We start from the raw sequence: 14,753 nt of genomic DNA, 5'->3' as shown, positions 1-14,753 counted from the left end.
GATAAGTATTTCCCATAAAATAAGTAGGTCTATTGTAGGGGGATTTGGTGCTGATGACTAACTCGTTAGGGGTATTTAGCAATATTAGTTCAGATTTGCTGAATATAAATGCGAGGTATCAGTCAGTTTTAGCGCTATACCACAAATAACTCTCTGAATTAAAGGGTTATATACCTTGTTATATAACCTAAATAATTCAAGTTACAGGAAGGCGGCAACGAAATGAACCCAAGGAGTTGAGATAACTCAATGACTCGGGTGAGTGATGGCAGCCAACGCACATGCAGCTTGAAGTATGACGGGTATAGCGCTATTTTTTAGTCGAAGGGATAATAGAACTGCTTATTTAACCATAAATCGATGGCATGACGACTGGCTTCAAAATGAGGTTCGGGTAATTCCCGCGGATTGCACCATAGCCATTGCTGACACTTGTCTGGTTCTTTCAGCTCTGGCTGCCCACCGGCGTGTTGCGCCAACAAGCAAACGGAAACGGTATGTTTACCTTCTGCGCGCCAGGTGGCGATGTTATTGCATAACGCGATAACACTTATATCTTTGATATTTAAGCCTGTTTCTTCGGCTATTTCACGTTTTGCGGCTTGTTCAAAAGACTCTCCAGCCTCCATGTGACCACCGGGAATCGACCAATAAGGGGCGTGCTGACCGCAACGTTTACCCAGTAACACCTCACCTTGTTGATTAACGATAATGACACCCACACCGACTGCAACGGACATTGTACGGACTCCTGTTAAATGAAGGTCAGCAACCATCAGCTATTATGGTTTTTTTACTGCTGACGGAGTTATATTCACCACGAAAATGTGCGGGCTGTCAAAAATCCATCAAGAATAGAAGCAGAAAACTTGCATATATTCTCAGTCGGAAACACACTACTTGAAACGTTTCAGCGTTATCTCGTCACCAAATGATAAAGGGTAACGCTCCTTTTTCTCATTAAAGCTGAAACGATTCAATTTCAGCAAGAGAGGAGATTTATGTTCCAGTTATCTACGCAAGATATCCATCTGGCTGCACAGGCAGACAGCAAAAACGATGCTATTACTCAGGTTGCTGCAGCACTTACTCAGGCTGGCTGTGTTGCCGCCGCTTATGTCGATGGCATGCTGGCCCGCGAGCAGCAAACCTCTACTTACCTGGGTAATGGCATTGCCATTCCACATGGTACCACTGATACTCGCGACCTAGTGCTAAACACCGGTGTGCAAGTTTTCCAATTCCCGCAGGGTATTGCATGGGGCGAAGATCAAACCGCCTATATTGTAATCGGTATCGCCGCGCGTTCAGATGAACATCTGGCATTGTTACGCCAACTGACCCATGTATTAAGTGATGATGCCGTTGCTGCACGTCTGGCGAAAACTACCTCGGCTGAAGAGTTACGCAGTTTGCTGATGGGTGAGCAAAAAACCGCTGAATTCCATTTTGACACGTCACTGATCGCAATCGATGTGGCGGCTGACAATCTGATCACGCTGCAAGCACTGAATGCCGGTCGCTTGCAACAAATTGGCGCAGTAGATGCTCATTTTGTCAGCGATGTCATTACCCGTGAGCCACTCAATTTGGGACAGGGTATCTGGCTGAGCGACAGTACTGAAGGTAATTTGGTCAGTGCTGCCACAGTAAGCCGCCCGGTAGCTGCATTTGAGCACCATGGCGAAAAAGTGGCGCTGTTGCTGACGCTCTCCGTGGCCGATGACCAACCGCTGTCGGTATTGAACTATTTAAGTGATTTACTGTTGGCGAAAAAAGCTGACGCTTTGCTGAACGCTGATGCTGCCGCCTTGCTAGCGTTGCTCACCAGTGAGTATGTCGAGCAGAATGAAGTATTAAGCGCTGAGTTTGCTATCCGTAATGAACACGGGTTACATGCGCGCCCAGGGACGATTTTAGTCAATACAATCAAACAGTTTACCAGTGAAATCACCGTGACCAATCTGGACGGCACCGGTAAACCCGCTAATGGACGTAGTCTGATGAAAGTTGTGGCTTTAGGGGTTAAAAAAGGCAATCGCCTGCGCTTTACCGCCAGTGGTGAAGATGCACAAGCAGCATTGGATGCTATTGGTGAAGCTATCGCCGCCGGTTTGGGCGAGGGGGCAGCATGAGCAGAAGAGTTGCAACCATCACGCTGAACCCAGCTTATGATCTGGTGGGTTTTTGCCCTGAAATTGAACGCGGTGAAGTTAATTTGGTGAAAACTGCCGGCCTGCATGCCGCTGGTAAAGGGATTAATGTTGCCAAGGTGCTGAAAGACCTAGGGATTGATGTCACGGTCGGTGGCTTCCTGGGTAAAGATAACCAAGACGGTTTTCAACTGTTATTCAGCGAGCTGGGTATTGCTAACCGCTTTCAGGTGGTACCGGGCCGTACTCGCATTAACGTCAAACTGACAGAAAAAGATGGCGAAGTGACCGATTTCAACTTCTCCGGTTTTGAAGTCAATAAACCGGATTGGGATCGTTTTGTCACTGACTCGCTGAGCTGGTTGGGGCAATTCGATATGGTCGCGGTCAGTGGTAGCTTGCCCGAGGGCGTAAACCCTGATGACTTTACCGATTGGATGAAACGCCTGCGTAGCCAATGCCCGTGCATTATTTTCGACAGCAGTCGTGAAGCATTGGTCGCAGGCCTGAAAGCCTCACCTTGGTTGGTGAAACCCAATCGTCGTGAACTGGAGATCTGGGCGGGTCGTCCATTACCTGAATTGGGTGATGTGGTAGAAGCTGCACACGCTCTGCGTGATCAAGGGATTGCTCATGTGGTGATTTCTCTCGGGGCTGAAGGGGCATTGTGGGTCAATGCGTCGGGTGCCTGGTTGGCAAAACCACCCGCCTGTGAAGTGGTCAGTACCGTCGGTGCTGGTGACTCCATGGTCGGTGGCCTGATTTATGGTTTGTTAATGCGCGAGTCCAGCGAGCACACGCTGCGTCTGGCAACAGCAGTTGCAGCTTTGGCGGTGAGTCAGAGCAATGTTGGTATTACGGATCGCCCGCAGTTGGCAGCCATGATGGCAAGAGTCGACCTGAAACCCTTTAATTAATCCCTGGAGGCGAAATGAAAACGCTACTAATAATAGACAGTTCGCTCGGGCAGGCCAGAGGCCACCTTGCGACACTGATGTTGGGTGCTGCGGCGGCAAAAGCAGGACTGAGCTGGGTTGAGAATGCCACTGATGCAGAGCTGGTGATTGTCGCCGGGCAATCAGCCCCGGCTGACAGTGCGCTGAACGGTAAAAAACTCTATATCGGTGATGTGGAAAAAGCGGTGCGCGATCCTGATGGTTTCCTGGCGCAAGCCATTGCGCAGGCTAAACCTTACCAGGCTGCGGTTGCTGTCGCACCCGCGACCACCACGGTGGCTGGCCCGAAACGTATTGTGGCTATTACCGCCTGCCCGACAGGCGTAGCACACACCTTTATGGCTGCTGAAGCCATTGAAAGTGAAGCGAAAAAACGTGGCTGGTGGGTGAAGGTAGAAACCCGAGGCTCGGTTGGTGCCGGTAATGCAATTACACCAGAAGAAGTGGCTGCGGCTGATCTGGTGATTGTTGCTGCGGATATTGAAGTGGATTTGGATAAGTTTGCTGGCAAACCGATGTACCGTACCACGACAGGTTTGGCGCTGAAGAAAACCGTACAAGAACTGGATAAAGCACTGGTTGAAGCTGAAGTCTATCAGCCTAAAACCGGCAGCAGCACCGGTACCAAAAAAACAGAAACCGGTGGTCCTTATCGTCACCTGCTGACCGGTGTGTCTTACATGTTGCCGATGGTGGTTGCTGGCGGCTTGTGTATTGCCCTGTCATTTGTGTTCGGTATTAAAGCCTTTGAAGTGAAAGGCACATTGGCTGCCGCCTTGATGCAAATTGGTGGCGGTTCTGCTTTTGCGCTGATGGTACCTGTTCTGGCCGGTTTCATTGCATTCTCAATTGCTGATCGTCCGGGTCTGACCCCAGGCTTGATTGGCGGGATGTTGGCAGTGAGTACCGGGGCGGGTTTCCTCGGCGGTATTATCGCAGGTTTCCTGGCCGGTTATGTGGCGAAAGCAATCAGCACTAAGCTGCGTTTGCCGCAAAGTATGGAAGCACTTAAACCGATATTGATTATTCCACTGGTAGCGAGTATGATAGTGGGTTTGATTATGATTTATGTGGTCGGTACGCCGGTGGCAAAAATCATGGCAGGTCTGACTAACTGGCTGCAATCCATGGGTACCGCCAATGCCGTGTTGTTGGGGGCTATCCTCGGCGCCATGATGTGTACCGATATGGGGGGGCCGGTGAACAAAGCCGCCTACGCGTTTGGTGTGGCACTCCTGAGTTCTTCTGTTTACGCGCCGATGGCCGCTATCATGGCCGCAGGGATGGTTCCTCCGCTGGCGATGGGACTAGCAACACTGTTGGCACGTCACAAGTTTGACAAAGGTGAGCAGGAAGGGGGCAAGGCTGCACTGGTTCTGGGGCTGTGCTTTATCTCTGAAGGGGCAATTCCGTTTGCTGCCCGTGACCCGATGCGTGTCTTGCCGTGCTGTATCGCCGGTGGTGCGCTGACAGGTGCATTGTCTATGGCATTCGGTGCGCAACTGATGGCCCCACACGGTGGTTTGTTCGTGTTACTGATCCCTGGGGCAATTCATCCGGTGCTGCTGTATCTGGTGGCAATCATTGCCGGTACCGTATTGGCCGGTGGTCTGTATGCGATGTTGAAACGCGCTGATGTCGTGGTCGCAAAAGCGGCATAAGCCTGGCATCATAAGCTTCACCCATAAAAAACCGGCCTTATGTGCCGGTTTTTTTTATGTTTACTCACTGTGATTCGGCTAAATACCATTCAGCTAAACGTTAGCTTGTGAGTTCAGCTTGTGACTTCAGCCAGGCTATCTCTTCAGCCCAAATATCAGGATTGACCGTTTCTAAAATCAGCGGGATATTATCAAAACGGGGATCACGCATAATATAGCTGAACACGGTTTTACCAATATTGCCCTCACCGAGACTGTGGTGTCGATCGACCCGGCTGTTAAATTCACTTTTCGCATCATTAAGATGCATACCGCGCAGATACTGAAACCCGACGATATCGCTAAGTTGCTTGAAGGTATGTTCGCAATCTTCTTCCGTGCGCAGATCATAACCGGCAGCAAAAGCATGGCAAGTATCAATGCAGACACCGACGCGGCTCTTATCTTCCACCCCATCAATGATGGCGGCCAGATGCTCAAACTTAAACCCCAGATTACTGCCCTGACCGGCGGTGTTTTCAATCACCGCTGTCACCCCTTCACTGACATCGAGCGCCATATTGATAGATTCGGCAATACGTGCCAGACACTTATCTTCATCAATTTGCAGTAAATGGCTGCCTGGGTGGAAATTCAGTAATGACAGCCCTAGTTGTTGACAGCGGGCTATCTCGTCGATAAAGGCTTCGCGGGATTTATCTAGCGCTTCAGTGACGGGATGGCCCAGATTAATCAGATAGCTGTCATGTGGCAGAATTTGAGCGGAGCTATAACCGTATAGCTCACAAGCTTGCTTGAACTTCTCTATCACATCTTCTGCCAGCGGTGCGGCACGCCACTGACGTTGATTCTTGGTAAACAGGGCAAAGGCGGTGGCCTCAAGTTCGTGCGCCCGAATAACAGCCTGGTCTACACCACCTGCTGCGCTGACATGTGCACCGACAAATTTCATTCCATTCTCCTTTGATAACCGGGCCATTATGGCACTGATAACGCCATGATTGAATGGGCGAAGCTGCAAGGAAAAGAAAAGGGCCGCGAGCGGCCCTGAAGTGACATGTTTTATGCCGCGATATGTTGCACCAGCAAATTGATGCTGGTCCCACCGACTATCAGCCAGACAAACAGCAGCAGTGCCAATAATAACGGTTTTACCCCAGCCTGACGGATAGAGCCCACATGAGTGGTCAGTCCGAGTGCGGCCATCGCCATCGCCAGCAAAATGGTGTCCAGTGTAATCAGGTGATTCACCCATGCCGCAGGTAATAGATTCAGTGAGTTAAACCCGGCCATCAGAATAAATATCACTGCAAACCAAGGAATAGTGATGGCACTTTTTTCCCGTTTTTCACTGCCGGCTTTGATGTTGCAACGCGCCAAATAGGCTGAGAGTAACAATAGGAATGGAGCCAGCATCATTACCCGGATCATTTTAGTAATCACGGCGGCGTTTTCAGCTTGATCACCGATGGCATGCCCGGCGGCAACCACCTGTGCGACCTCATGAATCGTTGAACCGGCAAAAATACCAAAGGTTTCCTGACTAAACGGCAACCATTGGTAATGCAGGTTTAGCTGATACAACCATGGGTAGACAAAAATGGCGAGCGTGCCGAAAATCACCACAGTGGCGACAGCAACCGCCACTTTGCTGGCATCAGCTTTTAGCACCGGCTCGGTGGCCATAATAGCTGCGGCGCCACAAATACTGCTACCGGCACCAATTAACATTACGGTTTGCTGGTCCAGACCAAATACCCGTTTACCCAGCCAACATGCCAGCACAAAGGTTGAACTGAGGGTCAAAAGGTCAATAACCATACCGGTAGCCCCCACATCCGCCACTTGTTGAAAGGTCAGCCGGAAGCCGTATAAAATGATACCCAGACGCAATAAATGCTGTTTGGCGAAGACGACGCCATCAGAGCAGACGGGTTGTACCCACGGATACAAGGTATTGCCGACCACGATGCCAAACAAAATGGCCAGCGTCAGTGCCCCCAACCCCATATTGATAAACCACGGCATATCACCCACGTTGAGCGCCAACCCGGTAATCACGCCGGTTAACACCAAGCCCGCAATATAGCGGCTTAGGGGGAACTGATGTGTTCGAGGGAGTTCTTTAGTATGAGAAGTCGCCATGTTTGTGTCCTGTGTTCTGTAAAGATTGCACACAGTTTAACGACTTCAATCTTAATAGATAAATTCATTATATATTTATAATTAATCTATATAAGTGGTAATGGCGGTGATGGCAGCGCCCAACACCTGATTTTGCCTATCTCTGTGAGGGAGCGTGAATGACCATGAAGTTTGGTATGATATACATAACGGAAATGTACACGGGCGGGGGTATCCCCATAACCGTCAAGGTAGCAGTTTTGATATGAAGAAAGCAAAACATGAAAAGTCGCTGTGGGTGATATTGGTGATTGCTTCACTTATTTATTTGTTGATCCCTCCTTATTTGATCGCTTATTTTTTCAAGTTATATAACTTGAATCCTTTTCATATTGTCCCGCTACCCCATTTTAATCCCTTCAAGAGTGAACGTGGGATTCCTTTATCTCAAACGTTTAGCTATTTATTATTTATCTGGTTGATTTTTAACGCGGTTATCAGCGCTATAGTGGCTATTATTTACCGCATATTCTTTTATTCAGATGATAATGAATAGTATTCTTACTGCTTAATTTCATCCGCTGATAACCTCCCGATTTTACTCAAAGGTGTTAGTCTTATACGGTAATAGAGGCTATATACCCGCCATCGTTCATGTTACAGGTGTGTTGGCTGTGCTCGCTCACTCGAATCACTTACTGGTGTAAGCTCATCGAGGGTTCTGTTGCTTGCCGTCGGCCTGTATTTTGAAATCTATTGGGTACACTTTTGTCCGTCAGTTATTGTATTAACAACTAATTAGGTAGCTCGTTTCATCCAGTCACTGACGAACAGAGTGATGATAGCGTCCTCCATTTTTTACTACAGAGACCGTTATGCACATAACCTTACGTCAACTTGAAGTCTTTACTGAGGTGCTAAAAAGCGGCTCTACGACCCAAGCCTCGGTTGTGCTCGCGCTTTCACAATCGGCAGTCAGCGCTGCGTTGGCGGATTTGGAAGGGCAATTGAGGGTGCAACTGTTTGATAGGGTCGGTAAGCGTTTAGTCACCAATGAGCATGGGCGGTTGCTTTATCCCAAAGCATTGGCATTGCTGGATCAGGCAATTGAAATAGAACAGCTTTTTTTGCAGGACTTAGGCGCGTTGCGGATTGCTGCCAGCAGCACTATTGGTAACTATATGTTACCGGGCATGATTGCCAAATACCGGCGTGACTTTCCCGACACACCGCTGGAATTGAATATCGGTAACAGTCAGGATGTGATTGAAGCAGTGGCAGATTTTCGCGGTGATCTGGGGCTGATTGAAGGGCCGTGCCATATGCCGGAACTGATGACTAAAGCCTGGCAACAGGATGAGTTGGTGGTGTTTGCGGCCCCAGATAATCCGTTATGCCATAAGATGCTGACACTGGAAGAACTGGCCGATGCAGCTTGGATCCTACGTGAGCGCGGTTCTGGCACTCGCGAAGTGCTCGATCACTTACTGTTGGCAAAATTACCGCATTTCAAGTTGGTTATGGAGCTTGGGAATTCAGAAGCGATTAAGCGGGCGGTGCGTTATGGCATGGGAATCAGTTGTTTGTCGCGCCGGGTGATTGCCGATCAACTGGCCAACGGCGAACTGATCGTACTCAACATCCCTTTGCCACCACTGATACGAACCTTATATCTGATTCATCATCGGCAAAAACATATCTCTAACGCCTTGCAGCGCTTTCTCAGCTACTGTCAGGAAGAGGTCTGAACCGCAGAATTAGCCGAGAGTGAGTTACCCCTGTAGGGATAAGGTTTTTAAGCGTTTTACACCAATGATATTGGCTATTGCGGCAAGAATACCCGATAGAGAGAGGCTTTTACTGGCAAATGAGCTTTTGCTAATAATTGCACCGGGATCATGAAGGTATCTTATATCAGCGCATTGTTACTATCCGAGTCGGTGGGATTTGTTACAATCCCGCCTTATTTTTTAAGGGTGGATTAGGGTAAGAATGACTCAGCAAAATACTAAAATCCCAGTGCAGCAGGGTGCGCAGCGTTTACGTCGGGAGCTTAAATCACGGCACTTAGCCATGATTGCTATCGGTGGTTCTATTGGTACCGGTTTGTTTGTTGCCTCAGGGGCAACGGTATCGCAAGCAGGCCCGGGTGGAGCATTGCTCTCCTATGCATTGATTGGCCTGATGGTTTATTTCCTGATGACCAGTCTCGGTGAGCTGGCGGCATTTATGCCGGTATCAGGCTCATTTTCAACTTATGGCTCCAAATACGTCGAGGAAGGCTTTGGTTTCGCCCTTGGCTGGAACTATTGGTACAACTGGGCCGTCACTATCGCTGTTGACTTGGTCGCGGCACAATTGGTGATGAATTACTGGTTCCCAGACGCACCAGGCTGGATTTGGAGTGCGCTGTTCCTCGCCCTGATGTTTTTACTGAACTACATCTCAGTAAAAGGCTTTGGTGAAGCGGAATACTGGTTCTCACTGATTAAAGTCACCACAGTCATTATCTTCATCATTATTGGTGTAATGATGATTAGCGGCATTATGAAAGGCGGTGAGAGCGCGGGTTGGCACAACTGGACCATTGGTGATGCACCCTTTGCAGGGGGCTTCTCGGCGATGATTGGTGTGGCAATGATTGTTGGTTTCTCTTTCCAAGGCACTGAACTGATTGGTATTGCGGCCGGTGAATCAAAAGATCCAGGTAAAAATATTCCACGCGCAGTGCGCAAGGTGTTCTGGCGTATTTTACTGTTCTATATCTTTGCTATTTTGATTATCAGCCTGATTATTCCGTATACCGATCCAAGTCTGTTACGTAATGATGTCAAAGATATCAGTGTTAGCCCATTCACGCTGGTATTCCAGAATGCAGGTTTGCTGTCAGCGGCCGCGGTGATGAATGCGGTTATCCTGACGGCAGTGTTGTCAGCGGGTAACTCGGGGATGTATGCCTCAACCCGTATGTTGTTTACCCTGGCCTCAGAAGGTAAAGCGCCACGTATCTTTGCCAAGCTGTCTGAGGGCGGGGTGCCACGTAATGCTCTGTATGCCACCACGGTAGTGGCCGGATTGTGCTTCCTAAGTTCAATGTTTGGCAACCAAACTGTGTATCTGTGGTTACTTAATACCTCAGGTATGACTGGCTTTATTGCTTGGTTGGGTATTGCTATCAGCCATTATCGTTTCCGCCGTGGCTATATGATGCAAGGCCGTGACTTGAACGACTTACCGTATCAGTCTGGTTTCTTCCCGATAGGGCCGATTTTCGCCTTCGTACTGTGTTTGGTTATTACTTTGGGGCAGAACTATCAGGCTTTCTTGCAAGACCGCATTGATTGGTATGGTGTGACTGCAACCTATATTGGTATTCCATTGTTCCTGGTGATTTGGTTTGGCTACAAATTGAGCCGTGGCACTAAGGTTATCAAATACCAAGAGATGGAATTCCCGAAATGGCGTGATGACAGTGAAGATAATCCTGAGCCGACAAAGCCGGTGATGACCGCTGACTAGTTTTTAGCGCTAATCAAAATTAAGCCATAGTGATGGCAGGGCGATAATCTTATCGCCCTTTTTTTGGGCTGTAAGCTGGTGATTATTTAAGCAAAGTTAAGCAAATAATTTCGCTAACTTCTCTTTATTGCCCTTTTGAATGCGGGGATAAATCAGGCTTATTGATTAAATAATATTATAAAATAAGGATTTACATCGTATTGTACCTAATTGTTTATCGCAATCTTATTGATAAGTATTATCGTTTGTTTTATTGTTAGCGCCATCTTATAAGGAACGATAAGGGGAAGCGGTGCAACAGTCGTCACGGAGCATGGCCAAAGGGGGGGTTAGCGATGCTGGTTCACCCGATTCACTTACTCGTCTAAGCGCATCGGGACGCAGTTCACCCGTGACTCTAATTACTTTGGGTATATTTTGGCAGTAACAGATTTTATAAAATAATAATTAGGCAGAAAGGGCCGGAAGCGATATTTCTGCTGTGGTGAGCTATTGCCGACATTAATAAAAAATAAATTTTCACCTGTCCGCCAGGCGGCATTGCTGCAAGTAAAAAACGCCTGCTGAAAAGGTTGTTGATAAATTTACACCTCATGGAGATCGTGTAATGGTTAAGGTTAACAAGGGTTTTAGAAAATCTCACAGTGCGGCATTAGTGATAGCTGCAATTATCTCATCTCAGGCATCCGCCGCTGAAACAAAAAATACCACGGCAACTGACACCATGGTTGTCACGGCATCCGGTTTCCAACAACGCATTCAAGATTCTGCGGCATCTATTTCTGTGGTTACCCGCGAGCAGATTGAAAATAAAGCCTATCGTGATATTACCGATGCGCTGAAAGATGTTCCCGGCGTTGTTGTCACCGGTGGTGGTAGCCACAGTGATATCAGTATTCGTGGCATGTCCGCTAAATACACCCTGATTCTGGTGGATGGTAAACGTGTTGATACCCGTAGCACCCGCCCTAACAGCGACGGTTCAGGGATTGAGCAAGGCTGGCTGCCACCACTTGCCGCCATTGAGCGTATTGAAGTTGTACGTGGCCCGATGTCCTCTTTATATGGTTCGGATGCCATGGGAGGGGTAATCAACGTTATTACCCGGAAGGTGGGTAAAGAGTGGCAAGGCACGGTGCGCGCAGATGCCACCTTGCAGGAGGATTCAGACTCCGGCGATATATATCAGACCAATGCTTACGCTTCTGGTCCATTAATTGATGGCTTGCTGGGATTGAAAGTTAGCGGGCTTCTCTCGCATCGTAGCGAAGATAAGATAATCGATGGCTACAATGAACAGCGCATGAGAAACGGTGCGGCAACATTTACCCTGACTCCCGATGATAAAAACGAATTTGATTTTGATATCGGCCATTATGTGCAGGACCGAAACTCAACCGCCGGGCGTTCAGTGGCATTAACCGGTAAAAGCAGTGACGTGCAATATGACCGTAATAATTATGCGATTACCCACCACGGTTATTATGATTTCGGTAATTCAACCAGCTATGTTCAACGAGATGAAACCCGTAATCCATCACGTGACATGAAGAGTGTTGATAATATCTTTAATAGCCAAACCTCATTCCTGTTCGATAGCCATACTTTAATTCTTGGCGGTCAATATCGTTATGAAGAGCTGAATGACAAGGGTAATCAACTAGCCTCCGCCAAAGATTTGACTAAATTGACCCGTTGGAGTTGGGCGTTATTTGCAGAAGATGAATGGCAGATGACCAATGATTTCGCGCTGACCGGTGGTGTCCGTATGGATCAGGACGAAAACTACGGTACTCACTGGACACCACGTCTGTACGGTGTCTGGCATCTGGCTGAACAATGGACATTAAAGGGCGGGGTATCTGGTGGCTATCGTTCACCTGATTTACGTCAGGCCACGGAAAACTGGGGACAAATCACCGGCGGTGGTCGGGGTGATCCTGCTATCATTGTCGGTAATGCCAACCTGAAACCAGAAAGAAGCCTCAGCCAGGAAATTGGTGTGCTGTGGGATGATCAGGAAGGTATGAATGCCGGTGTGACACTGTTTAATACTGATTTTAAAGATAAAATCACCGAGGTACGCCGTTGTACTGATACCACGGGCAATGCGTCCGGCCAATGTATGATCAATGGTACCAGCTATAAATTTATTAGTGATCGCACCAACGTGGATAAAGCCATGACCCGTGGTGTGGAAGCGACTTTCGGTTGGGAAATCAATAAAGCCTGGTCACTGACATCGAACTACACCTTTACTCAATCTGAGCAGAAAAGTGGGCAATTCTCGGGTCAACCGTTGAACCAGATGCCTAAGCACATGTTGAACGGTACGCTGAACTGGCAGGCAAATGAAGAATTAGCCACCTGGGTTCGGGCTAACTACCGGGGTAGAACATCAGAGTATCTTGATCGTACCAGTATGGGCAATAAAACGCCGTCTTACACTTTTGTCGATTTAGGGGCTAACTATCAACTGACCAAAGAGTTCCGTTTGATGGGAGGCGTGTATAACGTACTGGATAAACGTGTAGATATCGAAGTTAACGATAAAGTGCTGGATGGGCGCCGTTATATGGTTGGTGCCAGCTACGATTTCTAATCTCCCTTTGTCCTTGAAGCCACAGGGGTGTTAGCGGCGTTCACTCACCCGAATCACTTACTTGAGTAAGCTCATCGGGATTTGTTCGCTTGCTGCCTACCTGTGACTCCAATGACTTTGGGTACTCCCTTTGTCCTTGAAGCCACAGGGGTGTTAGCGGTGTTCACTCACCCGAATCACTTACTTGAGTAAGCTCATCGGGATTTGTTCGCTTGCTGCCTACCTGTGACTCCAATGACTTTGGGTACTCCCTTTGTCCTTGAAGCCACCGGGGTGTTAGCGGCGTTAGCTCACCCCTGTTTAATCAACTCAGGCCAATATCAATCACTTTTTTGAATGCAGCACGTTGTGACACGCTGTGATACCACCGCTGTAAACTTGGCAGTGATGGACGTTCGATCGACAGGTTAAACCAGGCATAGGCCAGGCACCCTAACGGGATATCCCCAATACCGAATTTATCGCCAGACAGATACGCTTGTTTCTCAAGTGCGTGATCGGCAATTGCCATCAGGGTATTGAGTTGTGTCATACCCTGAGCAATTTTCACTTTATCCTGCTGTTCTGGTGGGGTGCGTACCAACCCGATAAACACCGCTTTAAAGGGTTCCACCATGCTGGAAGTGGCCCAATCCATCCACTTTTCTGCCCCTGCGCGTAACTGTGCATCAGGTAAATAAAGTGCACTATCGCCGTATTGTGCGGCCAGATAGCGGACAATCGTATTGGACTCCCACAGGATGAAGTCTCCATCTTGCAGGCAAGGGATCAGGCCATTTGGATTCATTGAGCGATACAGGGGATCATTGAGCTTGCCATATTGGCCACCGACATCAATGCGCTGATAGCTGATACCCAGTTCTTCTAAACACCAAAGTACTTTTTTGACATTGGTCGAGTTATTCCGACCCCAAACAGTCAGCATATAATTCTCTCTATTTATTTGATTTTTATCTACCAACGCCCCTGAAACAGCGTTATTTAACGCCGTTGCCAATGGTGGATATCCCAGTCATGCAGTATTGCCAAATCCACTAATTCATTACCGGGATTAATCACTGCCGCATGATCAACATATTCCAGTAGCGGCTTGTCATTAATCGAGTCGCTGTAACCGTAGGTATGCTGAAAATCTAACTGAGGCGACGCCATGAGCCACTGTTTTAACCGTTCGACTTTGCCTTCACGGTAAGTCAGGGTGCCATAGGTCTTGCCGGTGTAGCGGTTATCCTCCACCGCAACACCGATAGATAATGCTGCATTGGCAGAGAAATGCTGCGCAATAGGGGTAACCAAATGTTCGCCGGTAGCTGAAATAATCACGATGTAATCACCGCGATTACGGTGCCAGGCCAGTAGCTTCCTGGCTTGCGGATAAATTCGTGGCAGAATATCTCGCTCGATAAAACGCTCAACCCAGCCAGCAACTTCAGCCGTATGTTTGCCGATTAAGGGCGACAATGTTGATTCCATATAACAGGACATCGACATCTGCCCTTGATAGTACTGTTTCATCAAATACTGTTCTTGTTCTGCCAGCTCACTAGGAGCCAGCCCTTTATCAACCAGCCAGCGTAACCAAAGGCCGGAGCTATCATCACTGATCAGCGTTTCATCGAGATCAAACAGGGCCAAATCCATTAAGTCACCTCCCGGCTGACAGAAAGATTGAAGTGAAACTTAACAGTGCATGTGCTGGACATCTGAAATCCCCCGACGGAAAAAAGGGTATCAACCG

General features: G+C 48.2%; 12 protein-coding genes. 7 read left to right on the top strand and 5 right to left on the bottom strand.

Features of this window, described 5'->3' with window-relative positions; all coding sequences use genetic code 11:
* Positions 1-317: 317 nt before the first annotated feature.
* Positions 318-740, bottom strand: a complete 423-nt coding sequence (locus Q2T72_RS14095; protein WP_083158375.1) for an NUDIX hydrolase — start codon at positions 738-740, stop codon at positions 318-320.
* A gap of 261 nt (positions 741-1,001) precedes the next feature.
* Between Q2T72_RS14095 and fruB the strand changes: the two genes are divergently transcribed.
* Genes fruB through fruA form a run of 3 tightly spaced genes read left to right on the top strand, consistent with a single transcriptional unit; the run spans position 1,002 to position 4,770 of the window.
* Positions 1,002-2,135, top strand: coding sequence for a fused PTS fructose transporter subunit IIA/HPr protein (gene fruB / locus Q2T72_RS14090; RefSeq protein ID WP_083158376.1), 1,134 nt, complete (start codon positions 1,002-1,004; stop codon positions 2,133-2,135).
* A complete protein-coding gene (fruK, locus tag Q2T72_RS14085) occupies positions 2,132-3,070 on the top strand; it encodes a 1-phosphofructokinase (RefSeq protein WP_083158377.1) in 939 nt (312 codons plus the stop codon). Before fruB ends, fruK begins: the two co-directional genes overlap by 4 nt.
* Before the next feature lie 14 nt (positions 3,071-3,084).
* Positions 3,085-4,770: a PTS fructose transporter subunit IIBC gene (gene fruA / locus Q2T72_RS14080; protein ID WP_372569341.1), complete on the top strand. Its 1,686-nt coding sequence runs from the start codon at positions 3,085-3,087 to the stop codon at positions 4,768-4,770.
* Between the two features lie 100 nt (positions 4,771-4,870).
* Here the strand turns inward: fruA and nfo are convergent, their stop codons facing one another.
* Together nfo and Q2T72_RS14070 are read right to left on the bottom strand one after the other, a co-directional pair.
* Complete coding sequence (gene nfo / locus Q2T72_RS14075; RefSeq protein WP_372569340.1) at positions 4,871-5,722, bottom strand: deoxyribonuclease IV; 852 nt, start codon at positions 5,720-5,722, stop codon at positions 4,871-4,873.
* Between the two features lie 110 nt (positions 5,723-5,832).
* Entirely contained in the window at positions 5,833-6,915 is a 1,083-nt protein-coding gene (locus Q2T72_RS14070; RefSeq protein WP_372569339.1) for a YeiH family protein, read from the bottom strand.
* A gap of 154 nt (positions 6,916-7,069) precedes the next feature.
* On the opposite strand from Q2T72_RS14070, the gene Q2T72_RS14065 reads away from it, so the two are divergent.
* The 4 genes from Q2T72_RS14065 to Q2T72_RS14050 all read left to right on the top strand — a co-directional run bounded on the left by Q2T72_RS14065 (position 7,070) and on the right by Q2T72_RS14050 (position 13,015).
* Positions 7,070-7,450, top strand: coding sequence for a hypothetical protein (locus Q2T72_RS14065; protein WP_227746528.1), 381 nt, complete (start codon positions 7,070-7,072; stop codon positions 7,448-7,450).
* A 319-nt stretch (positions 7,451-7,769) separates the two neighbouring features.
* Positions 7,770-8,642 carry a DNA-binding transcriptional regulator YeiE gene (gene yieE / locus Q2T72_RS14060; protein ID WP_372559375.1) on the top strand — a complete coding sequence of 291 codons (873 nt, stop codon included), beginning with the start codon at positions 7,770-7,772 and terminating at the stop codon, positions 8,640-8,642.
* Between the two features lie 244 nt (positions 8,643-8,886).
* Entirely contained in the window at positions 8,887-10,413 is a 1,527-nt protein-coding gene (locus Q2T72_RS14055) for an amino acid permease (protein WP_083158382.1), read from the top strand.
* Between the two features lie 607 nt (positions 10,414-11,020).
* Positions 11,021-13,015 carry a ligand-gated channel protein gene (locus Q2T72_RS14050; RefSeq protein WP_083158383.1) on the top strand — a complete coding sequence of 665 codons (1,995 nt, stop codon included), beginning with the start codon at positions 11,021-11,023 and terminating at the stop codon, positions 13,013-13,015.
* Positions 13,016-13,319: 304 nt separating this feature from the next.
* On the opposite strand, the gene Q2T72_RS14045 is transcribed toward Q2T72_RS14050, so the two are convergent.
* Entirely contained in the window at positions 13,320-13,940 is a 621-nt protein-coding gene (locus tag Q2T72_RS14045; protein WP_083158384.1) for a glutathione S-transferase, read from the bottom strand.
* A gap of 56 nt (positions 13,941-13,996) precedes the next feature.
* Positions 13,997-14,656, bottom strand: coding sequence for an HAD family phosphatase (locus Q2T72_RS14040; RefSeq protein WP_083158385.1), 660 nt, complete (start codon positions 14,654-14,656; stop codon positions 13,997-13,999).
* Positions 14,657-14,753: the final 97 nt, after the last annotated feature.

The sequence above is a fragment of the Yersinia sp. 2466 StPb PI genome (assembly GCF_041538325.1).
GTDB lineage: Bacteria > Pseudomonadota > Gammaproteobacteria > Enterobacterales > Enterobacteriaceae > Yersinia > Yersinia enterocolitica_E.
The sequence above is the reverse complement of the archived record's forward strand: the minus strand, read 5'-3'. Positions and strand labels throughout refer to the sequence as shown.